This is a genomic window from Arthrobacter sp. Soil_C_60, from assembly GCF_057656375.1.
Window position 1 is genome coordinate 177,403 of the sequence record NZ_JBDGKM010000001.1, and the last position, 21,761, is coordinate 199,163.

The window sequence follows — 21,761 nt, forward strand, 5'->3', positions numbered from 1 at the left end:
TCCGTTGCCCCCCTAGCTCAGTGGTAGAGCGCGTTCTTGGTAAGAACGAGGTCACCGGATCGATTCCGGTGGGGGGCTCTGAATAGCGAAGCCCGCGTCTGTGTCGCAAAGACGCAGCGCGGGCGTTCCTATTCGTGGCGGTGTAGCTCAGCTGGTTAGAGCGCACGACTCATAATCGTGAGGTCCCCGGATCGAGTCCGGGCACCGCTACCAATAAGAAGGCCTTTGACTGGGAATCATCTCTAGTCAGGGGCTTTTCTTTTTGCCGTTATCGGGCAAGCGTGGCTAATCGCCAGTCCTTGCTACCTCATTCGTCCTCGTGACCGCACAATGTTTCGTCTGCCGCCAACAGAATCGCAGAATAATCTCGGACCATGTCTTCTGTTGGTTCCGGGTCAATGGAACCCATGGAGTAGACGAGCCTCAGTCGTGCAGGGTCCTCGCCGGCATTGATTAGCCGGCACACATAGGCCGCGAGTCCCATGGCCTCCTGATCGGTGCGCTGTTGTTCTACTCGCTTCTCTAAGCCCGATTCCAAAGTGGTTTTGTATGCAGCGAGGAATACTTCGTAGTCGCCCGGCTCGATTCCAGGCCCGCTAGGGACGTCAAGCATGTTGGCTTCTGGCATCGGCTCGGCCGAAGGTTCCGGTTCGGTTGACTCCTGTTTCGCTTCCGCCTGATGGGACGTCTCCGCAGCCGCTGGCTCGGGCGTCTCATCGACCGGTGCTGAACATCCCGCAACCAGCACCAAACCGGCTACTACGGCAAAACCCTTTTTCATGGACTCCTCTTGCTTGCTCCTCAAAGGCTACATGTTTAGGAGGTTTAACTATTCACCGACGATGAGGTGCCCGCGGGCATCCAGACGTCGGCGTCGAAGCTTTGCCCGGCGCAATGGTCAGCTTGCTTACTGAATCCTTCTGTGGCTAGCGTGGAGGGTAGGGGGCTGGCGTCTATCGGCCCCTGTGAAGTGGAGGAATGATGTCTGAACAGAATATTTCCGGTAAGAAAGTCGCCTTCCTGCTCACGGACGGCGTGGAACAAGTCGAACTCACCAGCCCCTGGCAGGCAGTGAAGGACGCCGGCGGGGAGCCCGTCCTTGTCGCGCCCAAATCCGGGACCTTGCAAGGCTTTAAAGGCACCGAGAAGGCTGATACCTTCCCAGTGGACGTGGCCGTTGACCAGGCCCGTGTCGACGATTACGACGCCCTGGTCATTCCCGGCGGTGTCGTGAATGCGGACCATCTGCGCGCGGAAAAAGCCGCAGTGGACTTCACCCGTTCCTTCTTCGATGCGCAGAAGCCCGTGGCCGTGATTTGCCACGGCCCCTGGATTCTCATCGAGGCCGGCGTAACGGATGGCCGCAACCTGACTTCCTATCACACCCTGGCCACCGACCTGAAGAATGCCGGAGCCAAATGGGTTGACGAGGAAGTAGTGGTGGACCAAGGGCTGGTGACCAGCCGGAATCCTGACGATCTGCCCGCCTTCAACGCCAAACTGGTTGAAGAAATAGCCGAAGGCAAGCACCGGGGCCAGACAGCCTAGGGTTTTCCGCAAAAGGTCCAAGGACTTTCAACGCCCGACGGCGGACGCCACGCGGGTGCGCCGTCGTCGGGCTTTGCCGTGTCGTGATGCCGGGTGCATGACGGGCAGCCCGCGTCTTAGAGTAGCTGCATGAGAGGTACTTTCCTGTGCCACGGCATTGTCTGGAGCGCACCGGGGCCACAGCTGGCGTTGGCAAGGCCTGACGGCTCGGCTGCCGCTATGGATGTCGCCAAGGGGACTCTGCTCGGCTTTCGGGTTCTAGAAGCTGGAAAGTTCTGTCTGGGCAGCCACCGGGTTCAGGGACCGCGGACCAGGCACCACGTGCCGTGCCCCCTTCAAACCCCCGCCGAACGGGGCTACCAATGCATCAACTGTTTTCTGAACGATGATCTGCGCTTCCTCCACGACGCGCACCGCAGCGGTGTCGCCCCGGACGGACTGCGCGCCTACCTTGCGCAGCCGCACTGGCTGTACGTGGCAACCTTTGCCTCCGGTACGAGCAAGGTGGGTACAGCCTCGGACGTGCGCAAGCGGCTCCGCCTTGCCGAGCAAGGAGCTGCGGCTGCCCGCTACGTGGCCAGGGCCGAGGACGGCCGGATTGTCCGTGTGCTGGAAGACATGGTTTCCCAGCAAACAGAATTGACCCAGGCTGTGCGTTCCGCAGTGAAGCTGACCGGTCTGCAGGCACCGCAGAGCCCGGCCGAGCTGGACAGCATCAACGCCGAGCACGCCCGCACTGTCCGGAATCTGCTGTCAGGTGCGGAGCTGGAAGGCTTCGCCACCGTCGACCAGACGTGGGAACTGCCGGAACCGGGCAGGCGGGTCATGGGTTCGGATTCACGCACGTCTTATCCGCTGGAGCTGGCAGCAGGTGGCCATGGACTGATGCTGGAGGCAATTCTGGGCAGTATTGCCTTGGTCCGGACCCGGGAGGACGGCCCGGCCTATCTGGCCGACCTGAACGGGCTCAAGGGCAGGCGTATCGAGTTGGGTTCCTATCAGTCACAGCTACCCCCGGTGCAGGTTTCGTTGTTCTGAACCGCTAACCTTGAAGTATGAACCCCTGGGATATTGGCTCGCCGCTCTACCGCAAACTAGTCATCTCAGCCATGGTTCTTATCGGCGCCGGTATCCTGCTGTCCATTATCGCTGCCAGTGCCGGCCTTCAGCCCCTCGTATGGGCGGCTCTGGCCATCATTATCACCGGCCTGCTCACGCATCTGGCCGGCCTGCTAGTTCGGGCGCGGGATGCCAGGGCCCGCCGGGCAGCCGCCCGGCCGCAGAAGAATTGATACACCCCTGCACTAGGCTTTGAAGAGACTTTCTGTCCTTGAGAAGGAGATCCATGTCAGAACAGATCGGGGTCAACCCGCAACTGGCCGGCCGCGTTTATCCGGCCGGGGAAGCCTACACCGTAGGCCGTGAGAAGATCCGGGAGTTTGCGCGGGCCGTTAAGGCAACGCATCCGGCCCACTTCGAGGTGGAAGCCGCAAAGGACCTGGGGTACCCGGACCTGATTGCGCCGCCGACTTTCGCGATCATTGTTGCGCAGCGGGCAGATGCACAGCTGATTGAAGATCCCGAGGCTGGCATTGATTTCTCCCGCGTTGTCCATGCCGACCAGCGGTTCGTCCATCACCGCCCCATCGTGGCTGGCGACCAACTGGTAGCCGAACTACATGTGGACCAAGTGCGGGCGATGGGTGGCGGAGCCATGATCACCACCCGCGCGGAGATCAGCACTACCGATGGTGAGAAGACCGCCACTGCAACGTCTTCGATTCTGGTGAGAGGGGAAGGCCAGTGATGCCTGCGTTGAGCGATCTGTCCGTCGGACAGGAAATCGGTTCCACATCCATCGATATTTCCCGAGCCGATTTGGTGCGGTATGCCGGTGCCAGCGGCGACTTCAACCCGATCCACTGGAATGACCGGTTTGCCGAGCAGGTCGGACTACCCGGAGTGATCGCCCACGGCATGTTCACGATGGGAGCTGCTGTCCAGCTCGTAACCGACTGGGTGGGCAACCCCGCGGCGGTCGTCGATTACCAAACGAGGTTCACCAAACCGGTGGTTGTGGAGAATCTGGATGCAGCCGGCGCTACTCTCGAGGTCGCCGGAGTCATCGGCGCTGTCGACGAGGCGAACTCATCGGTCCGCGTGGATCTGACCGTGACTGCTGCCGGGCAGAAGGTCCTGGTCAAGGCGCAGGCCGTTGTCCGTGCCTGGTGAAGCCGCCGTCAAGCTGGCACCTCTTACTACGGTAGGAGTCGGTGGACCCGCCCGGCGCTACGTCGAAGCCACAACGGAGCGGGAAATCATTGACGGCGTCCGTGCCGCGGATGAGGCAGGCGAAGACCTGCTGATTATCGGCGGCGGATCCAACCTCGTGATTGCCGATGAGGGGTATCCGGGAACGGTTCTGCGGATTGCCAGCACCGGCTACGAAGTGGAAGACGCCGATGCGGCCCGCGGCGGGGTTATGGTCACTGTCCAAGCCGGGCAGCCGTGGGACGAACTAGTGGAGGCCACTGTGCTGCACGCGTGGTCCGGGCTGGAGGCACTGTCGGGAATTCCTGGTCTGACCGGAGCTACGCCCGTCCAGAACGTCGGAGCCTACGGAGCGGACGTCGCCCAGACCGTGGCCACGGTACGGACGTGGGACCGGGCAGCCAACGTGGTTAAGACGTTTGCCAACTCGGACCTCCGGTTCGGCTACCGTGACTCGGTCCTGAAGCAGACGACAACCAACGGGTCGCCGCGCTTCGTGGTCCTGACGGTCCAGTTCCAGCTCGTCCCGAGCCGGATGAGCGCGCCCATCCGCTATGCGGAGCTGGCGCGGTCCCTCGCTGTCGAAGCCGGAGAGCGGGCCAAGGCCAATGACGTGCGCAGCGAGGTCCTGCGACTGCGGGCCTCGAAAGGCATGGTCCTGGACCCGGCCGACCGGGATACCTACAGCACCGGTTCCTTCTTCACGAATCCGATCGTTGCTGCCGAAGTGGCCGACCAGCTGCCTGGAACGGCGCCCCGGTGGCCCGTGGGCGACAGGATGAAGCTCAGCGCCGCTTGGCTGATCGACAAATCCGGCTTCGGCAAGGGCTTCGGACTTGAGGGCACGGCCAACGGAAGCGTGGATGGGTATTCCATCGCCGGAGGCAGGGCGTCACTGTCCACGAAGCACACCTTGGCCATCACGAACCGAGGGAGCGCTTCCGCCGAGGACATCGTGGCTATTGCCCGCGCGGTCAGGGATGGCGTTCAGGATAAGTTTGGAATCCGGCTGGTTCCCGAACCGCTGCTGATCGGCTGCGCCCTCTGACGCTGACGTTTGACCGCGGATCACGGCTGGACCCGTAGTGCCTGGTCATGGGCGCTCCGGAAGTGCAGCAGATCCATCCGGTGGGCCCGGAAGTCCACCAGCCGTTCCCCGCAGAGCCAGCGCACCAACCGGTCGCTGTGGCTGATCTGCACCTTGCGGTCCACGCCATGGTTCATGAGCCATTCCGGGGCGAGGAATTCGGGCAGTGCCGCAAGCAGCTCGCCGGCATACATCAGCCGCGCGAAAGCCGAACCATACGGTTGGAACTGGCGTTCCAACGCCAGCAGCTGACGCTGCTCGGGTGCCAGATAGTCCTCGCCGCAGAGGTCCAGGAAGTGCCGGAGGTGGATTTCGATCCGGTTGCACCGGTCTACGGTCACCGGCTTCTGGCTCAGGTTGTACCTGAGGAAGAACATCCTGAGCAACTTGTCGACGTTGGGGCTGCCAGTCATGATTCAGCCCTCGCCCGGCGGACTGCTCCCTCCACCTCCAGCACGGCACAGCTGTGCCAGCTGCGGTCAACGTAACCGCTTTTGCACAGCCATCCCATCAGGCGAGCAGTCTGGCTAATTTGGATGCGGCGGTCTGCCGGGTTGCTGTTGAGCCATGGTGGGGCAAGGAAGCCGGGCAGAGCGTAGATGACCTCCTCGGCATAGAAAGACCGGCAGAAGGCATCGGATGGGTCCTTGTGCTGTTCCCTGCGGAAATAGGGGAGTTGCTGTGTCTCAAGGATCCGGTGTCCGGTTTCCTCCAAATAGCGGCGCAGCTGTGCGTGGACCAGCAGGTAGCGCTCTGCCGTCGCCTCCTGTTTGCAGGCGCACGACTGAACCAGAAACTGGTGCAGCAGTTCGCCTGCTGTTGGCGTTTTCATCGAATAGCCCCTTCCGGCGTGCGGATACTGATATGCCTTCACGCTATGCCGGGGGAAAGCTGGGATAGAACGAGTATTCGAAGTATGTGGACAGCCGCGGTCTTGGCCTGGGATGTGGAGGAACGGTGCCGGCCGCTCGTCCAAAGCCGTGTGGGCACCGGCCGTTAACGGCAGCAGTCCGCTTCCCGAAGGAAACGGACTGCTGTAGCGCTAAGGGCGGCTCTCGGCGCCCGAGCCGCTAGAGGTTGCCGGTGGCGATCCGCAGCATGCGGCGCAGCGGTTCGGCCGCACCCCACAGCAGCTGGTCGCCGACGGTGAAGGCGCTGATGTATTCCGGTCCCGTTTCGAGCTTCCGGATACGTCCGACCGGGATCTCCAGGGTGCCGCTGACGGCAACGGGGGTCAGCTGTTCCATGGTGGCTTCCTTGGTGTTGGGAACCACCTTGGCCCACTCGTTGTCGGCGTCGATCAACCGCTCGATTTCGGACACAGGCAGATCTTCCCGGAGCTTCAGCGTCAGCGCCTGGGAGTGCGAGCGCATGGCACCGATCCGGACGCAGAGCCCGTCGAACGGAATCCGGCTGCCTTCGGCAACGTCGAGACCGAGAATCTTGTTGGTCTCCGCGCCGGCCTTCCACTCTTCCTTGGACTGGCCGTTGCCAAGATCCTTGTCGATCCACGGGATCACCGAACCGGCAAGCGGCACGCCGAACTGGGAGGCATCCAGCTCGGGGTTGCGCTGCTCGGCCAGCACCTTCCGGTCGATCTCCAGGATGGCGGAGGAGGGATGGGCCAGCTCGTCGGACACCACGGAGTTCAGGCTGCCGAACTGGTTGAGCAGTTCGCGCATGTGCCGGGCACCGCCGCCGGAAGCGGCCTGGTACGTCATGGAGGTGCCCCACTCGACGAGGCCGTTCCGGAACAGTCCGCCGAGGCCCATGAGCATGGCGGAGACCGTGCAGTTACCGCCGATGTAGTTCTTGACGCCACGGGCCAGGCCGGAGTCGATTACTTCGCGGTTGACCGGATCCAGCACGATGATGGAATCCTGGTCCATCCGCAGGGTGGAAGCCGCGTCAATCCAGAGTCCGTCCCAGCCGGCGTCGCGCAGCTTGGGGTAGACCTCGGCGGTGTAGTCCCCGCCTTGGGCCGTGACGATAATCGGCAGCTTGGCCAGCGTTTCGATATCGTAGGCATCCTGAAGGGTGCCGGCTCCTTCGGCGAACGCAGGGGCCTGGCCGCCGGCGTTGGACGTAGAGAAGAAGACCGGGTTGATCAGATTAAAATCGCCCTCGTCCTGCATGCGCTGCATAAGGACTGAGCCGACCATTCCGCGCCAGCCGATAAGGCCGACTGATTGGACAGTGGAACTTGCTGCGGGAGAAGTCATACGCTCCATTTTAGGCCAGTTTCTGGCCCGACCCCCAAATAGGTGACGTATACCACCATATCGTGGTCGGTCTGTACCTATCGTTGTGCGTGTCGTAGTAACTCAGCGCGCGTGTTCGACGACCAAGTCACCGTACTCCGGAAAACGCTCAAGGTACGACTGGACGTACGTGCACAGCGGGACCATCATCTGCCCCTTGGCCCGCATGTCCGTCAGGATCATGGTCACCAGGGCGCGGGCAAAGCCACGGCGGCCGTATTTCTCGTCGATGATGGTGTGCTGCAGGGTGATGACGCCGTCGTCGTCGGTCTCGAAGCCTTCGAATCCGATAAACGTACCGCCGCAGTGGAGCTCATAGCGGCCCCGGCTGGAGTCTTGGACCAGAGTGAGGTTCTCGTGTGAAACAGACATGGTTCCTCCTGCGCAGCGGACCGGCGCCACTGTTGGCGCCCGTCCACCGATCCTAGCCATTTCAGCGGCCCGGCGGCAGGGGCAATTTATCCTGCCGCGGCTCCTGCAGCCAGAAAGGCCTCAGCTGGCCGGATCCACCTGCTGCGTCCACAACGCGATGCGGTACCGCGTGCCGTTGGAAGAGGTGAGCCAGCCCTCGGCGGGGTCGGCGGCGTCGAATGTCCATCCCGGGCCCAGCTTTGGAGCGAAAGTGTCGCCGTCCGTCTCCAGATCGATCACGGTAACGACGGCGGTGTTCGCCAAAGCGGTGGCGTTACGGAAGATTTCACCGCCACCGATGATCCAGACCTCTTCGCTGCCGGGGCTGGATGCGGCTTCGGCCAGCGCCTGTTCGAGGGATCCGACGGCGACCGCGCCGGAACTGGCCAGCTCTTCCCGCCGTTCCGGGCTGCCGCTGATGACGATATTGGTCCGGCCCGGCAGCGGGCGGAACTTCGCGGGGAAGGAGTCCCACGTCCTGCGCCCCATGATGACCGGATGGCCCTTGGTGGTCCGTTTGAAGTGGGCCAGGTCTTCGGGCAGGTGCCAAGGTAAGTCGCCATCCTTGCCGATTACGCCATTGGAACTTTGCGCCCAGATCAGGCCCAGTACCGGTTCCTTCCGGCCTGCATGCGTACCCGACTGGGTATCGGCGGGGCTCATACGGCCACCGGTGCCTTGATAGCGGGATGATGCTGGTAGTTCAGCAGTTCGAAGTCCTCAAAGTTGTAGTCGAAGATGCTGGCCGGTTTCCGCAGGATCCGGAGCTGCGGGTAGGGATACGGCTCGCGGGTCAATTGCTCACTCACCTGGTCCACATGGTCGTCATAGATGTGGACGTCGCCGCCGGTCCAGACAAACTCACCGGGTTCCAGGCCCGCCTGCTGCGCGAGCATCAGCGTCAGCAGTGCGTAGGATGCGATATTGAACGGGACGCCCAGGAACATGTCGGCGCTGCGCTGGTACAGCTGGCAGGACAACTTGCCATCCGCCACATAGAACTGGAAGAACGCATGGCACGGCGGCAGCGCCATGTTCTTGATCTCGGCCACGTTCCAGGCTGAAACGATGTGCCGGCGCGAGTCGGGGTTGTTTTTCAAACCCTCGACGAGCTCGGCGATCTGGTCTATATGCCCGCCGTCCGGCGTCGGCCAGGCGCGCCACTGCACACCGTAGATGGGGCCCAGCTCGCCGTTCTCGTCCGCCCACTCATTCCAGATTTTCACGCCGCGTTCCTGCAGCCACTTGGCGTTGGAATCACCGCGCAGGAACCAGAGCAGCTCCAAGGCGACGGATTTGAAATGCACCCGCTTGGTGGTGATCAGCGGGAAGCCTTCGGCCAGATCGAACCGGATCTGCCGGCCGAAAACGCTGCGCGTTCCGGTGCCGGTACGGTCCGATTTTTCGGTGCCGGAGGCCATGACCTCACGAAGCAAGTCTTCGTACGGAGTGGGAATGGCATTCACGCTGACCAGTCTAGACCAGCCAGCAATGGGATCCGGACTGGCCAGCTGTGATGCCTTCAAGTGCCTAGACGGCGCCGCCGGCAGCTTCCGGTGCGCCGTAGTCACGGCCCTCGTCGCCCACGGATTCGCGGGCCAGGAAGTTCTCGATGTCGAACAGATTGTCTGCACGCTCGGCGATGGCCAGCAGGGTGGACATGGAAGCCACCTCTTCGACCTGCTCCTTGAGGAACCACAGCATGAACTGTTCGCCCAAGGCATCAGTCTCGGCCCGGGCGGCTGCGAAGAGCGCTTCGATCTGGGCCGTGACTTCCTTTTCCTGCCGCAGGGCCAGGCTGATCGGCTCCACCACGTTGGTGAAATCATTGTGGACCTGGTTAATAGCCGGAATGGTCACCTTGAGGTCCCGGTCCAGCATGTAGCGAACCAGCATCATGGCGTGGTTTCGCTCCTCGAGCGACTGCCGGTAGAAGTGCTTGGCCAGCTGGGGCAGGTCTTCGTTATCAAACCAGACGGCGATGGCGATGTACTGCTGCGAGGCAGCGAATTCGTTGCCGACCTGGTCCGCGAGAAGTTCGTTGAATGTGCTCATGCAAGCACTCTAGGACCTCAACTTGGTCTTGGATAGGCAGGTTAGGCTAGCCAGATTTCCCGTGGCCGGACCTCTCAACGGCCCAACGGCCGGCCGCTCGCCGCACCGGAACGTGTCAGTCGTCGTAGGCGTCGAAGTGCTCCAAAGAGACGATTCTGCTCGGATTCTTGACGCTGATCTGGCAGACGAGCATCGCACCGGGCTTCAGATACGGGTCTCTCGTGGGCAGCTGTTCTGCAAGGTCCTCAGGCAGCCGGTCACGCAGGACCTTGATGACCTGGGGCAGGACGGGCCGGTGGGTGCAGACTGCCGTGGATTTGCGCTTGTCCAACAGATATTCGATGGCCGACCGGGCCTTCTGCGGGTTCCGGTGCGCACTGTGCTCCGTGATTGCCTCGACCGAACGGATCTTGCTTTTTTGGGAATTGGCGTACGGCGTGATGGTTTGCATGCAGCGCAGCCAGGGGCTGGAAACCACCCGTTTGGGCTGCCAGGAGGCGAGCAGGCGGCAGACCGCCAGCGCCTGCCGCAGGCCGGTGGCAGCAAGCGGTCGTTCACCTTCAGCCCGGGTCCAGGACGACCGGGGCTTCGCTTTGGCATGGCGCACGACGATGAAGGGGTACGTCTCCAGGTCACCGTCCTCGTAGGCCTTGACCAGAGCAGCCAGCGGTTCCTTGTCCGAGGGGTTGCTCAGCAGCTCGGCTGCTTCCTCCGGAGTGCTCCAGCGGACCTTGTCCACTTCCTTGCCGTCCGGTTTCGGCGTCGCCTTATCCAATTTGGCAGCCCAGTACAGCACTTCCTTCAGCCCCGAGGGCACCTGATAGTGGATGGTGGGCAGGGGGATGCCTAGCTTCACCCGCACGCCGACTTCTTCCTCGACTTCGCGGACAGCGCACTCGGGATTGGTTTCCCCGCTGTCCAGCTTGCCTTTGGGCCAGGACCAGTCCTTGTACCTCGGGCGGTGGATGAGCAATAGCTCCAGACGGCCCTGGCTGACACGCCAGCACAATGCGCCGGCCGCGGTGACGCTGATTTTGGCGGGGGCTTCGGTCCGGTCCGTTGTCTTCAATTCGGTCATCACCGGCGCGTCACTGCTCGTTGGCGCGCGCGCGAAGCCAGCAGCCAGGACTGCACGTCGCTGAGCGGGTTGCCCTCGGCGTCCTTGTGGTGCCGGGTCCACCGGCCTTGATTGTCCAGATGCCAGCTCGCGGTGCCCGGATCCATGTACCGGTCCATCAAAGAAACCAGGTCTGCAATGTCTTCACGCGAACTGAGCTGCACAAGCGCTTCCACCCGGCGGTCCAGGTTCCGGTGCATCATGTCCGCCGACCCGATGAATACCACCGGATCGCCGCCGTTGGCGAAGGCGAACACGCGTGAGTGCTCCAGAAACCGTCCCAGAATGGAGCGCACCCGGATGTTGTCACTCAAGCCGGGCACACCGGGCCGGACGGCGCAGATGCCGCGGACAATGACGTCCACCTGCACGTCCGCCTGGGATGCGCGGTACAGGGCATCGATAATTGCTTCGTCCACCATCGAGTTGACCTTGATGACCACGCGGGCCGGCAAACCGGCCTTGCGGTTGGTGATTTCCTTCTCGATCCGGTCTATGAGCCCGCTGCGCACAGACCGGGGTGCCACCAGCAGACGTTTGAACGTGGACTTGGGGGCGTAGCCGGAGAGCTGGTTGAACAGCTTGGACAGGTCCTCGCCCACCTGGTCACTGGAGGTCAGCAGGCCCAGGTCCTCGTAGTAGCGGGCGGTGCGGGGATGGTAGTTGCCGGTGCCGATGTGGCTGTAGCGGCGCAGCCTGTCGCCTTCCTGGCGCACCACCAGCGAAAGCTTGCAATGCGTCTTGAGCCCAACGATGCCGTACACCACATGCACGCCCGACTGCTCGAGCTTGCGGGCCCAGTCGATGTTGGCCTGTTCGTCGAAACGGGCCTTGATTTCCACCAGTGCCAGGACCTGCTTGCCCGCCTCAGCGGCGTCGATCAGCGCATCGACAATGGGGGAGTCGCCGGAGGTCCGGTAGAGCGTCTGCTTGATGGCCTGGACCTTCGGATCCGACGCCGCCTGTTCCAGGAAGGCCTGCACCGAGGTGGAGAACGAATCGTACGGATGATGCAGCAGAATGTCCCGGCGGCGCATGGCGGCAAAGACGTTGGCTGCCTTGGACGTTTCGCTTTCGTTCAGGTGGCGGCTGGTATGCGCCAACTGCTTCGAGTAGTGCAGGTCATTGCGGTCGATGTTGGAGATGACGCTCAGGCCCCGGAGGTCCAGCGGCGTCGGCAATGCATAGACCTCGGACTCCTCCACACCGAGCTCGCGCACCAGCAGTTCGCGGATGCTCGGGTTGATGTCCGTGGTGACTTCGAGCCTGACGGGCGGACCGAAACGGCGGCGCAACAGTTCCTTCTCCAGCGCCTGGAGCAGGTTTTCGGCGTCGTCCTCTTCCACTTCGAGGTCTTCGTTGCGGGTCACGCGGAAGCTGTGGTGTTCCAGGATCTCCATGCCTTGGAACAGAAGATCCAGGTGCTGGGCGATGACGTCTTCGAGCGGAATGAAGCGGGCCGTCCGCCCCGGTATCGAGCCGGCACGGGGACCGTCCAGCGAGATCATGCGCGGCAGCTGGTCAGGAACCTTGACGCGGGCAAAGAGCTCCTTTTCGCTGACCGGGTTCCGGACCACCACGGCCAGGTTCAGGGACAGTCCCGAAATATAGGGGAACGGATGCGCCGGGTCCACCGCCAGCGGGGTCAGGATCGGGAACACCTTTTCCCGGAACATCTTGGTCAGCCACTCGCGCTCGCCGTCGGTGAGCTCTTCCCACCGGACCATGTAGATGTGCTCGTAGGCCAGCTCCGGCCGGATGATCTCCGCGAAGATCCGGGCATGGCGGACCTGCAGCTTGTGGGCCTCCACCATGATCTGTTCCAGCTGCTCGATCGGGCTGAGCCCGGCAGCGGACGGCACGGCCAGGCCGGCAGCGATGCGCCGCTTTAAACCGGCGACGCGGACCATGAAGAACTCGTCCAGATTTGAGGCGAAGATGGAGAGGAAGTTCACTCTCTCCAGCAGGAACAGGTCCGGATCTTCGGCCAGTTCGAGCACCCGGGCGTTGAAGTCCAGCCAGCTCATTTCGCGGTCCAGGAACCGGTCATCCAGGCTGAAATTGCCGTCGGGCAGGAGCGAGGGCGCAAATTCCGGGATGTCGATGCGGTCCTGTGTGGCGCGGGCTGGTGCCACTTCCGAGGATCCGAGCCGGACCGGGGCCGGGGTTACCGATTCAGTGGCCATGGCGTCTCCTGTGCTGTTGCTGGGGGAGCCCTCATTGTATGGGGCAGCAGTACCTACAAGATTAACCGCTTCTCAGCTGCCCTCGGTCCCGGCCGGTCCGTACATGACGTCGGTATCCCAGCGGGTGAAGCCGAGTTTGTGGTAGAGCGCGACCGCAGCCTCGTTGTCCGCGTCCACATACAGCATGATCGCCTGCTGCCCCTGTTCGTGCAGATGCTTCATGCCGGCAATGGTCAGGGCCTTGCCCAGCCCGGTGCCCTGCGCCTCGGGGGTGACTCCGACTACGTACACCTCGCCGATGGACGGATGGGTGCCTGTGCGCGGATGCACCTTGGTCCAGTGGAAGCCCAGCAGGGCGTCGTCGTTGTTCCGCACCGCGAGCAGGAAACCCGCGGGATCAAACCAGTCTTCCGCCATCCGTGCCTGCAGGTCCGCGAGGGTGGTGGAGCCCTGCTCAGGGTGGTGCGCAAACGCCGCGGCGTTGGCCGCCAGCCAGGCCTGCTCGTCCTTGCCGGGAACGAAGGCGCGGATCGATACCCCGTCCGGAAGGACGACGTCGGGAAGCTGCGGAGCGTGCGTCAGCCGCATCCGCCAGAGTTCGCGCACCGGAGCGAAACCGAACCGGCCGGCCAGCTTGGCGGCTCCCTCGTGGTCGCCGTGGGACCAGGCCTTCAGCGCAGGCAGTTCCGTGTGTTCCTGCAGGGCGGCAACCAGTCCGGTGCCCACGCCCTGGTTGCGATAAGTCGGATGCACCACGAGCTCCAGGACTCCGTTGGATTCGCCGTGCGCCGGCAGATTAACGACGGCGACGCCGGCCAGCGAGGTTGCGGTGGACGGATCCGAGCGTTCCTCGCCGGCATAGGAGGCGAGTACCAGCAGGTTGTCCGGGTCCACGGATTTCAGGTTGACCCAGGTCTGTTCCGACAGCGGCGGGTTGCCGTCCGCCTCCGCGGCTGCGTCGGTCAGCGCGCGGATGTCGCCGAGCACCTCCGGATCCGGCGAGCCCTTGATGCTCAACACGGGCCATTCAGCAGAAGTCTGTGCACTCATGCCTTCAGCGTAACCCGCGTGCCGTGGCTGCGGGAGGAACCTTTACGCGGATTGCTCCAGGTCCGCGGCATTGGCCTCCGGGTTGCGCGCCAGCGTGAACCGGTAGCCTACGTTGCGCACGGTGCCGATGAGCTGTTCATGGTCCGAGCCGAGCTTGGCCCGCAGCCGCCGCACATGGACATCCACGGTGCGGGTACCGCCGTAATAGTCGTAACCCCACACCTCATGGAGCAGCTGGTCGCGGGTGAAGACCCGGCCGGGGTGCTGGGCCAGGTACTTGAGCAGCTCGAACTCTTTGTAGGTCAGGTTCAGCGGCGTCCCGCCCACGCGGGCCGTGTAGCTGGCTTCGTCAATAACGACGCCGGAGGCGTGGATTTCGCTGTTGGCCTCCTCGTCGTGCTGGTTGGCCCGGGCGATGACCAGCCGCAGCCGCGCCTCCACTTCGGCCGGACCCGCGCTGTCGAGCAGGACATCGTCCGCGAGCCAGTTCGCCGAGACGGCGGCCATGCCGCCTTCGGTCAGGATCAGCATCAGGGGTGCGTTCAAGCCGGTGGCTTTAAGCAGCTGGGTCAACGACCGGGCGCCAACCAGATCCTTGCGGGCATCGACCATCACCACGTCGGAGGGATCGGTCTCCAGCAGCGCGGTCGGTTCCGCGGGGAGGATATGCACCTTGTGGTTGAGCAGCTCGAGGGCGGGGAGAACGCCAACCGAAGGGCCCGGGGCGTTGGTCAAGAGCAGAATGTGCGGCATATTTTCCTCCAGGGATCATTTTGGCGCACACCATCGGGCGAACGCCCGGCAGATACCTGCTTGTGACCGTGGGAGTTGCCGGACGGTTGCGCACCAGTATAACGCCGCGGTGGCCCGCGTCACCGTGTTCTCGCACGGATTCTTGAGATAAGGCAGGATGACAAGGGTGAGAATCTGGATGGTGGCGGTCGCTTCAGCCGCAGTGTTGTGTGCCCTGGTGGGTGCCTCCTATTGGTCGCAGACGGCTGTTGTCGTCATCGCCTGCGTGGGAGTCCTGCTCGTTGGCATCGGCTGGCCGCAACTGCTCGGCGTGCCCGCCAAGAAGACGCTGGCCACGGTCATCTCGTTGGGCGGCATTGCCGCTGTCCTGCTCGCCGCCGCTGCGCCTACCGGCATGTCCATGGCCTGGACCGTGGTGGTGGTCGCGCTGGGGGTGATGACGGTCTTCCTGATCCAGCTGGTCCGCGGGACGGGACAGCCCCACCGGCTCGAATCCACCTTCGGGGCGAGCACGGGCCTGGTCCTGGCGACCCTCGGGGCGGGCTGGGTGGCGGCCGAACGGCTGGCCGCCAATTCCGCGAACTCGGGCATGATGCTTATCACCGGCGTGAGCATGCTGGTAGCCATCGGCGTGTGTGTGCTGCCCTGGCCCGACCGGCTCGTGGCGCCGCTCGGCGTCGTACTCGCAACGCTGGCGGCGCCGCTCGGTGCCGCGCTGAGCTCGAGTATCTCGCTCCTGCCGGCCGCGGTGGTGGGCGCGCTCGGAGGCACCGTCATTGTCTGTTTTCGCCGGCTGGTCCTCGCGGACGGCGGGCCGCGCAAAATCCCGGCCATCCTCGCCATCGGGTCCGCCCCGATTATGGCCTCCGGGGCGCTGGTGTACTTCCTCGAAAAGCTGCTGCTTCGCTGATTCACGCTCCGAATCAACGGGTTGACCGAGGTCACACGGCGCGGTGCGTAATGCGGCGGCACCACCGGCAGCCGCCGGTTAGTATGGAGGCATGTCGCATCTAGCACTTGAGATTTTCTTCATCAGCCTGCTCGTTGTCGCCGGTCTGTCCATGGCCTGGTTCGCCGGCCTGGTGGTCTGGCGCCTGTTCAAGGGCCAGAAGTAAAGGTTTCCCCTTCAAGCCATGGCCATGGAAATACCTACTGACCTGACACCGGAAATCGTTCCGTTGTCCTGGCTTCTGGGTACCTGGGAGGGCTCGGGGCGGCTTGGCGCCGGTGACGAGGGATCGGAACATTTCTTCCAATCCGCCACGTTCAAGCACAACGGCTTGCCGTTCCTGCAGTACACCGCGGAAAGCTGGCTCATGGACGAGGACGGGACCAAGCTGCGTCCGCTGACCGTGGAAACAGGCTTCTGGGCTTTGGAACGCAAACTCAACGACGCCGACGTCGGACCGGGCCTGATTCCGGCCGATATCGTCCCTGCGTTGAAGTCGGCGGACGAGGTCGAAGAACTCCGCAACGGCAACGGCGGCTTTGATATCACGGCCACCATCGTCCACCCGGGCGGCATTTCCGAGCTGTACTACGGCCAGATCAAGGGTCCGCAGATCCAGTTGGCCACGGACATGGTCATGCGTGGCTCGCAGTCCAAGGAATACAACGCCGCCACCCGGATCTTCGGCCTGGTCAACGGGGACCTGTTCTGGCGCTGGGACGTCGCAGCCGCCCAGGGCAAAGAGCTCGAAGCCCACGCCTCCGCGATCCTCAAAAAGGTCTCCTGACCCTCCCTCGTCCCGCCGGCGCCGACGCCGCGGGAATACCGTAGCCGTTAGGACGTTGACGCTGGTATGACTTATCAAAGCCCTCTGTTGTCCCGTCCCGGCGCCGTCGAAGCTACCGGCCCCGATGCCGGCGTTGCCGCCCACTACGGGGATCCGATGCGCGAGCAGCGGCTGCTCGCGCGCGGCGAGGCCCTGGCGGATTTGTCCCACCGCGGTGTCGTAACGGTCACCGGACCTGACCGATTGAGCTGGCTCAATCGGTTGTCCTCCCAGCTGCTGCTGGGACTGAAACCGGGGGAGTCCAGCGAAGCCCTGCTGTTGACTGTCCAGGGCCGGATTGAGTACGACGCCCGCGTGATCGACGACGGCGAAACAACGTGGCTCATTGTGGAGGCCTTCGAAGCCGAGGGCCTGGCCGCGTGGCTGAACAAAATGAAGTTCATGCTCCGCGTGGAGATCGCGGACGTCTCGTCGCAGTGGGCGGTCGTTGGGGCAGTGAAGGCTGTTGCCGGCTTTGAGGACCGGCTGGTGTGGCAGGACCCGTGGCCGGAGGTCGGCGCTGGCGGCTTCGCCTACACCAGGATCGAAGAGCCGCAGCACCCGGGCCGGGAACGGACCTGGTTTGAATACCTTGTCCCCGCAGCGGAACTCGAATCGGCGGTGGACGGCAAGGAACTGGCAGGCTCACTGGCAGTGGAAGCGCTGCGCATTGCCGCTTGGCGCCCGCGTTTCGGGACCGAGACCGACGAAAAGACCATCCCGCACGAACTGGACCTGATGCGCACTGCCGTGCATATGGACAAGGGCTGTTACAAGGGCCAGGAGACCATCGCGCGGGTGCACAACCTGGGCCACCCGCCGCGCCGCCTCGTCTTCCTGCAGCTGGACGGTTTGCAGCACACCCTCCCCGCCGCCGGCAGCGAAGTCCGGCTGGGCGAGCGCAAAGTCGGGACAGTAACGTCCGCGGCCCTGCACTACGAGATGGGCCCGGTGGGGCTGGCCGTCATTAAGCGCTCCGTGGACCCGGAGACCCAGCTGCTGGTGGTCGATGAGGACTCGCAGTACGACGCCGCCCAGGAGGTCATCGTGGCTCCGGACGCCGGCTCGGTAGTAGGCCGGCCCAAGGGCTTGCTTCGCGGCGGACCGCGCTGACCCGTTGACTCCGCCGCGCGGGCAGGGGCCGGGGGTTAGTCCGGGCCGCCTGCCTGCAGGTGCGCAGAGGTCTGCGTGCCGGATTCAATGAAGCCCAATGCCAGCGCGGTGGCCCGCGAGGCCTCGTTGGTTTCGTGGCAGCGCCATTGCGGGATGAGTCCTGCTGTGAGCGCATCGTGGCCGGCAATGGCCCCGATCAACGTTCCGATGCCGCGCTGGCGGTATTTCGGCGCGGTCAGCACGCCGATATGGCCCAGGATCTGCTGCCACTCCTTGTAGCCGGCGCCGGCTATCGGTTCGGTTCCGTTGACCAGGACAAAGGACTTGTCCATCGCGGTGAGTGCCACCTCGTGGATGTCATCCGGCGGACACAGCGACTCCAGCCGGGAGGCGTCCTGAACTGCGGTGGAAACCGTGACTTCCTCGTCCGGCTGGACCATCGGCAGGTCGTCCGCGAAGTACAGCTGGGACTTGCCCAGTCCGTGGCCGCCGTGGCCCTTGGTCAGCTGGAGCAGCGTCTGGTACTCGGCCAGCTCGGCGTCGGTATGGGCTGCCGCGGCCTCAACGGCCCATTCCGGACCGACCAGCGCCGATCTGCCGAACAGCCGAACAAAGGTGAGGGTGTCGGCGTCGTTGTCTATCCGGGTCAACCGGCCCGACGGCGACGCGAAGGCGGAATCCTCGAAGCCGAGCATGCGTGCCCAGGCCAGCATCACAATATCCGCGGTGCCTGAGTCCAGTTTCATGTTTGCCACCCTACATCTACACAGTTCCCCACGGGCTCAGCCAAAGAGAACTGCGGCCTCGTCGTAACGGTGCTGCGGCACGGTTTTGAGGTTTCCGAGCGCCTCTTCGAACGGAACAACGACGACGTCGGTGCCGTGCAGGGAGACCATGGTTCCCCAGCGCTTGTCCGAGACCGCGTCGACGGCGGCCATGCCGAGCCGGGTGGCAAGGACGCGGTCGTAGGCGGAGGGGACGCCGCCGCGCTGGATGTGCCCCAGGGTCGCGGCCCGGGTTTCAATTCCGGTCAGGGCCTCGATTTCCGGCGCTAGGTGTTCACCGATGCCGCCCAGCCGGGGACGGCCGGAAGCGTCCGTGCCGCGCTCGGCCCAGGGCTCGGCGTCGCCTTCCGGAACCCAACCCTCGGCCACCACCACCAAGGGTGCGCGCCCGCGGTCGTGCGCCTCGCGGACCCACTCGGCGACCTGGGCCGTGGTCACCTTCTGCTCCGGGATGAGGATGGCATGGGCACCGGACGCCATACCGGCGTGCAGGGCAATCCAGCCGACATGGCGGCCCATGACCTCTGCGATCATGCACCGGTGGTGCGATTCGCCGGTGGTGCGCAGCCGGTCGATGGCCTCCGTGGCGATCTGGACGGCTGTGTCGAAACCGAACGAGTAGTCCGTGGCGTCAAGGTCGTTGTCGATGGTCTTCGGGACTCCGACAATCGGCAGGCCTGCGTCCGTCAGTTCCCGCGCGCCAGCCAAGGTCCCTTCGCCGCCGATGGCGATGAGTGCGTCCACGCCGAGACGCTCCAGCGTGGCGGTGATGTTCTCCGGACCGCCGTTGGGCCCGTCGTAGGGATTGGTGCGGGAGGTGCCCAGGATGGTGCCGCCCTGTTTGGAAATGCCGCGCACGCGCTGGCGGGGCAGCTCGATAATGTCCCCGTCGATGACACCCCGCCAGCCATCGCGGAAGCCGACAAACTCGTGGTCATAGGACTTGATGCCTTTGAGCACGACGCCGCGGATCACCGCGTTCAGGCCGGGGCAGTCGCCGCCGCTGGTCATGATGCCGATTTTCACTCAGGTCCAACTTTCGTCGCGGGATTTGCCGATCGTCTCCGGAGCGCACCGTCGGGCTCCCTTCGATTCTAGGCAACTCCACCGGTGAGGGCACCCCTGACGCTGCATGCGCCTGCCGCAGAGGCAAAAAAACGCCGCACCGGAACAGCAGAAGGTCCCCGCGGCGGATCTCGCGGGGACCTTCATTCGGCCGTATGGGCGGCAGGAGCTGGCGGCGAAAGCCAGCGGCAGCAGCCGGCGATGACTACGCTCAGCGGCGGCGCGTGCCCTTGCTCTGGAGCAACCGCTCCAGGGCGATGCTGCCGTCATACTTGGGCAGCAGCAGCCAGGCAACCAGATAGGCGGCGACGCCAATGCCGGGAAAGAGGAAGAGCAACAGGGTAACGATGCGGACCACGGTGGCGTCCCAGCCGAACTTCTCGGCAATGCCGCCGCAGACACCGCCTACCCAGCGGTTGGGGCCGCGGCGGACCGGGATGGAACGGAGAGTCTTGTAAAGGGTGTCCATGGGATCAATGCTTTCGTGTTTGGGACTGATTGTCACTTGTCGCCGGCGTCGGCGTCGGCCGAATTGTCCTTGTTGCGCAGCACGCTCCAGATGCCCCCGGCCACCAGGGCGATGCCGGAACCGATCAGCAGGGCAATCAGGACGTGGCCGACGTCGAAGCTGATGTCCCAGAGCACGCTGAGCAGGACCAGCAGGCCCACTGCTATCGCGATCAGGCCCCAGACAATGGTTCCCGTGCTCGGGCCGGTGATGCCCCTGTTGTTGGATTCGGTGCTCATTGCGAGCCTTCCCTTCCCTGTGATTCAACAATGTTCACATCGCTGGCTGCGCCCTTGATCTGCAGGATAATGTCCGGCCCGGACCCGTCGTCGTTGATGATGAAGGATCCCGGCTGCCACATCCCCGCGGTCTGCCGGCTTTGGCCGTCCGCCTCATATTCGACGTTGCCCATCGCCATCGCGGCCTTGACTTCTACCGGAACGTCCTCGGGCACAATCACCGTTACGGACGCCGCCGCCGCGTTCACCGGTACCACCACGGGGCCGCCGAAGGTACTGCCGGTGACATCGGTCAGATCCAGGGTTCCGTTGCTGGCCACAACGCTGTAGCCCTCGCTGGCCTTTGCCCCCGATTCGGGAGTCCAGGTGGAGTTCGTACCCAGCGCATAGTTGGCGGTCTGCCACTGCACACCGGCGGTAAAGACCAGCGAGAGAACGACGCCGACGGCAGCCAGGAAACCGAGGACGCCCGAGGTACGGCCGCGGATGCCCAGAACCACGATGCCCAGGCCGATGCACAACAGCGCGGCCGCTGTGGCTACCGGCAGCCAGGCGCCGGCCAGAGAGAGGTAGCCCAGCTGGTTCAGGGCCAGCAGGATGCCGCCCGCCAGCAGCGCCGCTCCCAGCGTGAGGGCGATATCGGCACCGGAGGGACCGCGCCGCCGCGGTTTCGGCGGGACCGGAGGACGAACCGGCCGGGGTGTGTAACCGGACCACGGCTGTTCCGTTGCCGGCCGGGATCCCATGGTGTAGGGATCGCCGGCGGTGGGGTGCGGCATGCCAACCGGACCCAGCGGGGCGGTCGGATCCTGCTCCCGTCCCGTCGCGCCGTCACTGGGCTGGTCATAGGCTGAACCGGCGGCCGGGCCATAAGCAGGCGGAACCGGAGCTCCGGGAGCGGCCGGGGCGGCGAAGCCCTGCGGCGCAGGTCCGTACGGGCCGTAAGCCGGCGGCAGTGTGCTGCGGTTACGGGTAGCGAGCCAGTAGATGAAATAGACGATGGCGCCTAGCCAGATCACCGCCCAGAGGAAGCCGCCGAAGTCCCAGCCCTCGGAGAAGAAGCCGAAGGGCCAGGCGAACAGCCCGAGGACGGTGACGATCAGCGCTCCGGTCATGCCCGAGGTCCAGCGGCCCCGACCGGCTTCTTCGGCGTGGATTCTGCCGTCCGTCTCCGGCAGCAGTGCCCAGGCGAGGCCGTACAACAGGACGCCGATGCCGCCAAAGATGAACAGCAGCACGAAGATGCCGCGGACCAGAATCGGATCGAGCCCGATCCGGTGGGCGATGCCGGAGGCCACGCCACCGACCCAGCGGTCCTCTCCGCGGGGTGTGCCCAGACTGCGGAACCAGGCGAAGAAGCTGTTGCTGCCGGACGGCTGCGGGGGCGTGTAGGCGGGAGGCGCCGGCGATTCCATGCCGCGGGCGCCCTCGTCGCCGGGACGGTCCGTGGAGCCTTCCGGCCGGGATGGTTCAGAGGGGTGTGAGGTCATAGTTCGATCATTCCAAGCCGCGGCGGTTGGTTCTATGGGGGGCTACC

General features: G+C 64.2%; 26 protein-coding genes and 2 tRNA genes. 11 read left to right on the forward strand and 17 right to left on the reverse strand.

Going from position 1 to position 21,761, the window contains the following annotated elements:
• The first annotated feature begins 6 nt into the window (after positions 1 to 6).
• Both AC3A4M_RS00860 and AC3A4M_RS00865 read left to right on the forward strand, forming a co-directional pair.
• Positions 7 to 78: transfer RNA gene (locus AC3A4M_RS00860), tRNA-Thr, on the forward strand.
• Positions 79 to 136: 58 nt separating this feature from the next.
• Positions 137 to 213 (forward strand) — tRNA-Met (locus tag AC3A4M_RS00865).
• A gap of 94 nt (positions 214 to 307) precedes the next feature.
• Here AC3A4M_RS00865 and AC3A4M_RS00870 read toward each other — a convergent pair.
• A complete protein-coding gene (locus AC3A4M_RS00870) occupies positions 308 to 781 on the reverse strand; it encodes a hypothetical protein (RefSeq protein WP_498733247.1) in 474 nt (157 codons plus the stop codon).
• Between the two features lie 200 nt (positions 782 to 981).
• Between AC3A4M_RS00870 and AC3A4M_RS00875 the strand changes: the two genes are divergently transcribed.
• From AC3A4M_RS00875 to AC3A4M_RS00900, 6 genes are all read left to right on the forward strand, one after another.
• A complete protein-coding gene (locus AC3A4M_RS00875) occupies positions 982 to 1,548 on the forward strand; it encodes a type 1 glutamine amidotransferase domain-containing protein (protein ID WP_498733249.1) in 567 nt (188 codons plus the stop codon).
• 129 nt (positions 1,549 to 1,677) lie between these two features.
• Entirely contained in the window at positions 1,678 to 2,586 is a 909-nt protein-coding gene (locus tag AC3A4M_RS00880; RefSeq protein WP_498733251.1) for a DUF2797 domain-containing protein, read from the forward strand.
• Positions 2,587 to 2,603: 17 nt separating this feature from the next.
• A complete protein-coding gene (locus tag AC3A4M_RS00885) occupies positions 2,604 to 2,840 on the forward strand; it encodes a hypothetical protein (RefSeq protein ID WP_498733253.1) in 237 nt (78 codons plus the stop codon).
• 65 nt (positions 2,841 to 2,905) lie between these two features.
• Complete coding sequence (locus AC3A4M_RS00890) at positions 2,906 to 3,355, forward strand: FAS1-like dehydratase domain-containing protein (RefSeq protein WP_498734072.1); 450 nt, start codon at positions 2,906 to 2,908, stop codon at positions 3,353 to 3,355.
• Positions 3,355 to 3,780, forward strand: a complete 426-nt coding sequence (locus AC3A4M_RS00895) for a MaoC family dehydratase (protein WP_498733255.1) — start codon at positions 3,355 to 3,357, stop codon at positions 3,778 to 3,780. The genes AC3A4M_RS00890 and AC3A4M_RS00895 overlap by 1 nt, the downstream gene beginning before the upstream one ends.
• Positions 3,770 to 4,867: a UDP-N-acetylmuramate dehydrogenase gene (locus tag AC3A4M_RS00900; RefSeq protein WP_498733257.1), complete on the forward strand. Its 1,098-nt coding sequence runs from the start codon at positions 3,770 to 3,772 to the stop codon at positions 4,865 to 4,867. The genes AC3A4M_RS00895 and AC3A4M_RS00900 overlap by 11 nt, the downstream gene beginning before the upstream one ends.
• Before the next feature lie 20 nt (positions 4,868 to 4,887).
• Here AC3A4M_RS00900 and AC3A4M_RS00905 read toward each other — a convergent pair whose 3' ends face one another.
• The 11 genes from AC3A4M_RS00905 to AC3A4M_RS00955 all read right to left on the reverse strand — a co-directional run bounded on the left by AC3A4M_RS00905 (position 4,888) and on the right by AC3A4M_RS00955 (position 14,739).
• Positions 4,888 to 5,319, reverse strand: a complete 432-nt coding sequence (locus tag AC3A4M_RS00905; RefSeq protein ID WP_498733259.1) for a hypothetical protein — start codon at positions 5,317 to 5,319, stop codon at positions 4,888 to 4,890.
• Entirely contained in the window at positions 5,316 to 5,738 is a 423-nt protein-coding gene (locus AC3A4M_RS00910; protein ID WP_498733261.1) for a hypothetical protein, read from the reverse strand. The genes AC3A4M_RS00905 and AC3A4M_RS00910 overlap by 4 nt, the downstream gene beginning before the upstream one ends.
• A gap of 238 nt (positions 5,739 to 5,976) precedes the next feature.
• Positions 5,977 to 7,128, reverse strand: coding sequence for an aspartate-semialdehyde dehydrogenase (gene asd, locus AC3A4M_RS00915; RefSeq protein ID WP_498733263.1), 1,152 nt, complete (start codon positions 7,126 to 7,128; stop codon positions 5,977 to 5,979).
• Positions 7,129 to 7,230: 102 nt separating this feature from the next.
• Complete coding sequence (locus AC3A4M_RS00920) at positions 7,231 to 7,539, reverse strand: GNAT family N-acetyltransferase (protein ID WP_498733265.1); 309 nt, start codon at positions 7,537 to 7,539, stop codon at positions 7,231 to 7,233.
• A gap of 120 nt (positions 7,540 to 7,659) precedes the next feature.
• Positions 7,660 to 8,241, reverse strand: coding sequence for a dihydrofolate reductase (locus AC3A4M_RS00925; protein ID WP_498733267.1), 582 nt, complete (start codon positions 8,239 to 8,241; stop codon positions 7,660 to 7,662).
• On the reverse strand, positions 8,238 to 8,999 hold the full coding sequence (locus AC3A4M_RS00930; protein ID WP_498734073.1) for a thymidylate synthase: 762 nt from the start codon (positions 8,997 to 8,999) through the stop codon (positions 8,238 to 8,240). The genes AC3A4M_RS00925 and AC3A4M_RS00930 overlap by 4 nt, the downstream gene beginning before the upstream one ends.
• Before the next feature lie 109 nt (positions 9,000 to 9,108).
• Entirely contained in the window at positions 9,109 to 9,633 is a 525-nt protein-coding gene (locus tag AC3A4M_RS00935) for a ferritin (RefSeq protein ID WP_498635807.1), read from the reverse strand.
• A 115-nt stretch (positions 9,634 to 9,748) separates the two neighbouring features.
• Entirely contained in the window at positions 9,749 to 10,711 is a 963-nt protein-coding gene (locus tag AC3A4M_RS00940; protein ID WP_498731063.1) for an NUDIX hydrolase, read from the reverse strand.
• The gene (locus AC3A4M_RS00945) at positions 10,711 to 12,936 is read right to left on the reverse strand and encodes an RNA degradosome polyphosphate kinase (RefSeq protein ID WP_498733270.1); all 2,226 of its coding nucleotides are present in this window, start codon (positions 12,934 to 12,936) and stop codon (positions 10,711 to 10,713) included. Before AC3A4M_RS00945 ends, AC3A4M_RS00940 begins: the two co-directional genes overlap by 1 nt.
• A gap of 72 nt (positions 12,937 to 13,008) precedes the next feature.
• Positions 13,009 to 13,986, reverse strand: coding sequence for a mycothiol synthase (mshD, locus tag AC3A4M_RS00950; RefSeq protein WP_498733272.1), 978 nt, complete (start codon positions 13,984 to 13,986; stop codon positions 13,009 to 13,011).
• A 42-nt stretch (positions 13,987 to 14,028) separates the two neighbouring features.
• The gene (locus AC3A4M_RS00955) at positions 14,029 to 14,739 is read right to left on the reverse strand and encodes a winged helix-turn-helix transcriptional regulator (protein WP_498731068.1); all 711 of its coding nucleotides are present in this window, start codon (positions 14,737 to 14,739) and stop codon (positions 14,029 to 14,031) included.
• Positions 14,740 to 14,905: 166 nt separating this feature from the next.
• On the opposite strand from AC3A4M_RS00955, the gene AC3A4M_RS00960 reads away from it, so the two are divergent.
• The 3 genes from AC3A4M_RS00960 (at position 14,906) to ygfZ (ending at position 17,627) form a co-directional block, all read left to right on the forward strand.
• Positions 14,906 to 15,649, forward strand: coding sequence for a hypothetical protein (locus AC3A4M_RS00960; RefSeq protein ID WP_498733274.1), 744 nt, complete (start codon positions 14,906 to 14,908; stop codon positions 15,647 to 15,649).
• A gap of 223 nt (positions 15,650 to 15,872) precedes the next feature.
• Positions 15,873 to 16,475: a nitrobindin family protein gene (locus AC3A4M_RS00965; RefSeq protein WP_498731071.1), complete on the forward strand. Its 603-nt coding sequence runs from the start codon at positions 15,873 to 15,875 to the stop codon at positions 16,473 to 16,475.
• 66 nt (positions 16,476 to 16,541) lie between these two features.
• Complete coding sequence (ygfZ, locus tag AC3A4M_RS00970; RefSeq protein WP_498733275.1) at positions 16,542 to 17,627, forward strand: CAF17-like 4Fe-4S cluster assembly/insertion protein YgfZ; 1,086 nt, start codon at positions 16,542 to 16,544, stop codon at positions 17,625 to 17,627.
• Positions 17,628 to 17,662: 35 nt separating this feature from the next.
• Here the strand turns inward: ygfZ and AC3A4M_RS00975 are convergent, their stop codons facing one another.
• From AC3A4M_RS00975 to AC3A4M_RS00995, 5 genes are all read right to left on the reverse strand, one after another.
• The gene (locus AC3A4M_RS00975; RefSeq protein WP_498733277.1) at positions 17,663 to 18,373 is read right to left on the reverse strand and encodes a GNAT family N-acetyltransferase; all 711 of its coding nucleotides are present in this window, start codon (positions 18,371 to 18,373) and stop codon (positions 17,663 to 17,665) included.
• A gap of 36 nt (positions 18,374 to 18,409) precedes the next feature.
• Positions 18,410 to 19,438 (reverse strand): 6-phosphofructokinase, encoded by a 1,029-nt coding sequence (locus AC3A4M_RS00980; protein ID WP_498733279.1) that lies wholly within the window; start codon positions 19,436 to 19,438, stop codon positions 18,410 to 18,412.
• Between the two features lie 250 nt (positions 19,439 to 19,688).
• Positions 19,689 to 19,946, reverse strand: coding sequence for a PspC domain-containing protein (locus AC3A4M_RS00985; RefSeq protein ID WP_074703294.1), 258 nt, complete (start codon positions 19,944 to 19,946; stop codon positions 19,689 to 19,691).
• 32 nt (positions 19,947 to 19,978) lie between these two features.
• Positions 19,979 to 20,224 (reverse strand): hypothetical protein, encoded by a 246-nt coding sequence (locus tag AC3A4M_RS00990; RefSeq protein ID WP_498733281.1) that lies wholly within the window; start codon positions 20,222 to 20,224, stop codon positions 19,979 to 19,981.
• Positions 20,221 to 21,714: a PspC domain-containing protein gene (locus AC3A4M_RS00995; protein WP_498733283.1), complete on the reverse strand. Its 1,494-nt coding sequence runs from the start codon at positions 21,712 to 21,714 to the stop codon at positions 20,221 to 20,223. Before AC3A4M_RS00995 ends, AC3A4M_RS00990 begins: the two co-directional genes overlap by 4 nt.
• Positions 21,715 to 21,761 lie beyond the last annotated feature (47 nt).

What these genes read in the sequence shown, in the direction of transcription:
- AC3A4M_RS00985 (WP_074703294.1), bottom strand. Translation starts at nt 19,946, where the DNA reads ATGGACACCCTTTACAAGACTCTCCGTTCCATCCCGGTCCGCCGCGGC.
- AC3A4M_RS00910 (WP_498733261.1), bottom strand. Translation starts at nt 5,738, where the DNA reads ATGAAAACGCCAACAGCAGGCGAACTGCTGCACCAGTTTCTGGTTCAG.
- AC3A4M_RS00925 (WP_498733267.1), bottom strand. Translation starts at nt 8,241, where the DNA reads ATGAGCCCCGCCGATACCCAGTCGGGTACGCATGCAGGCCGGAAGGAA.
- AC3A4M_RS00990 (WP_498733281.1), bottom strand. Translation starts at nt 20,224, where the DNA reads ATGAGCACCGAATCCAACAACAGGGGCATCACCGGCCCGAGCACGGGA.
- AC3A4M_RS00975 (WP_498733277.1), bottom strand. Translation starts at nt 18,373, where the DNA reads ATGAAACTGGACTCAGGCACCGCGGATATTGTGATGCTGGCCTGGGCA.
- AC3A4M_RS00870 (WP_498733247.1), bottom strand. Translation starts at nt 781, where the DNA reads ATGAAAAAGGGTTTTGCCGTAGTAGCCGGTTTGGTGCTGGTTGCGGGA.
- AC3A4M_RS00955 (WP_498731068.1), bottom strand. Translation starts at nt 14,739, where the DNA reads ATGCCGCACATTCTGCTCTTGACCAACGCCCCGGGCCCTTCGGTTGGC.
- AC3A4M_RS00920 (WP_498733265.1), bottom strand. Translation starts at nt 7,539, where the DNA reads ATGTCTGTTTCACACGAGAACCTCACTCTGGTCCAAGACTCCAGCCGG.
- asd (WP_498733263.1), bottom strand. Translation starts at nt 7,128, where the DNA reads ATGACTTCTCCCGCAGCAAGTTCCACTGTCCAATCAGTCGGCCTTATC.
- AC3A4M_RS00875 (WP_498733249.1), top strand. Translation starts at nt 982, where the DNA reads ATGTCTGAACAGAATATTTCCGGTAAGAAAGTCGCCTTCCTGCTCACG.
- AC3A4M_RS00905 (WP_498733259.1), bottom strand. Translation starts at nt 5,319, where the DNA reads ATGACTGGCAGCCCCAACGTCGACAAGTTGCTCAGGATGTTCTTCCTC.
- AC3A4M_RS00880 (WP_498733251.1), top strand. Translation starts at nt 1,678, where the DNA reads ATGAGAGGTACTTTCCTGTGCCACGGCATTGTCTGGAGCGCACCGGGG.
- AC3A4M_RS00945 (WP_498733270.1), bottom strand. Translation starts at nt 12,936, where the DNA reads ATGGCCACTGAATCGGTAACCCCGGCCCCGGTCCGGCTCGGATCCTCG.
- AC3A4M_RS00935 (WP_498635807.1), bottom strand. Translation starts at nt 9,633, where the DNA reads ATGAGCACATTCAACGAACTTCTCGCGGACCAGGTCGGCAACGAATTC.
- AC3A4M_RS00885 (WP_498733253.1), top strand. Translation starts at nt 2,604, where the DNA reads ATGAACCCCTGGGATATTGGCTCGCCGCTCTACCGCAAACTAGTCATC.
- mshD (WP_498733272.1), bottom strand. Translation starts at nt 13,986, where the DNA reads ATGAGTGCACAGACTTCTGCTGAATGGCCCGTGTTGAGCATCAAGGGC.
- AC3A4M_RS00930 (WP_498734073.1), bottom strand. Translation starts at nt 8,999, where the DNA reads ATGGCCTCCGGCACCGAAAAATCGGACCGTACCGGCACCGGAACGCGC.
- AC3A4M_RS00940 (WP_498731063.1), bottom strand. Translation starts at nt 10,711, where the DNA reads ATGACCGAATTGAAGACAACGGACCGGACCGAAGCCCCCGCCAAAATC.
- AC3A4M_RS00965 (WP_498731071.1), top strand. Translation starts at nt 15,873, where the DNA reads ATGGCCATGGAAATACCTACTGACCTGACACCGGAAATCGTTCCGTTG.
- AC3A4M_RS00995 (WP_498733283.1), bottom strand. Translation starts at nt 21,714, where the DNA reads ATGACCTCACACCCCTCTGAACCATCCCGGCCGGAAGGCTCCACGGAC.
- AC3A4M_RS00895 (WP_498733255.1), top strand. Translation starts at nt 3,355, where the DNA reads ATGCCTGCGTTGAGCGATCTGTCCGTCGGACAGGAAATCGGTTCCACA.
- ygfZ (WP_498733275.1), top strand. Translation starts at nt 16,542, where the DNA reads ATGACTTATCAAAGCCCTCTGTTGTCCCGTCCCGGCGCCGTCGAAGCT.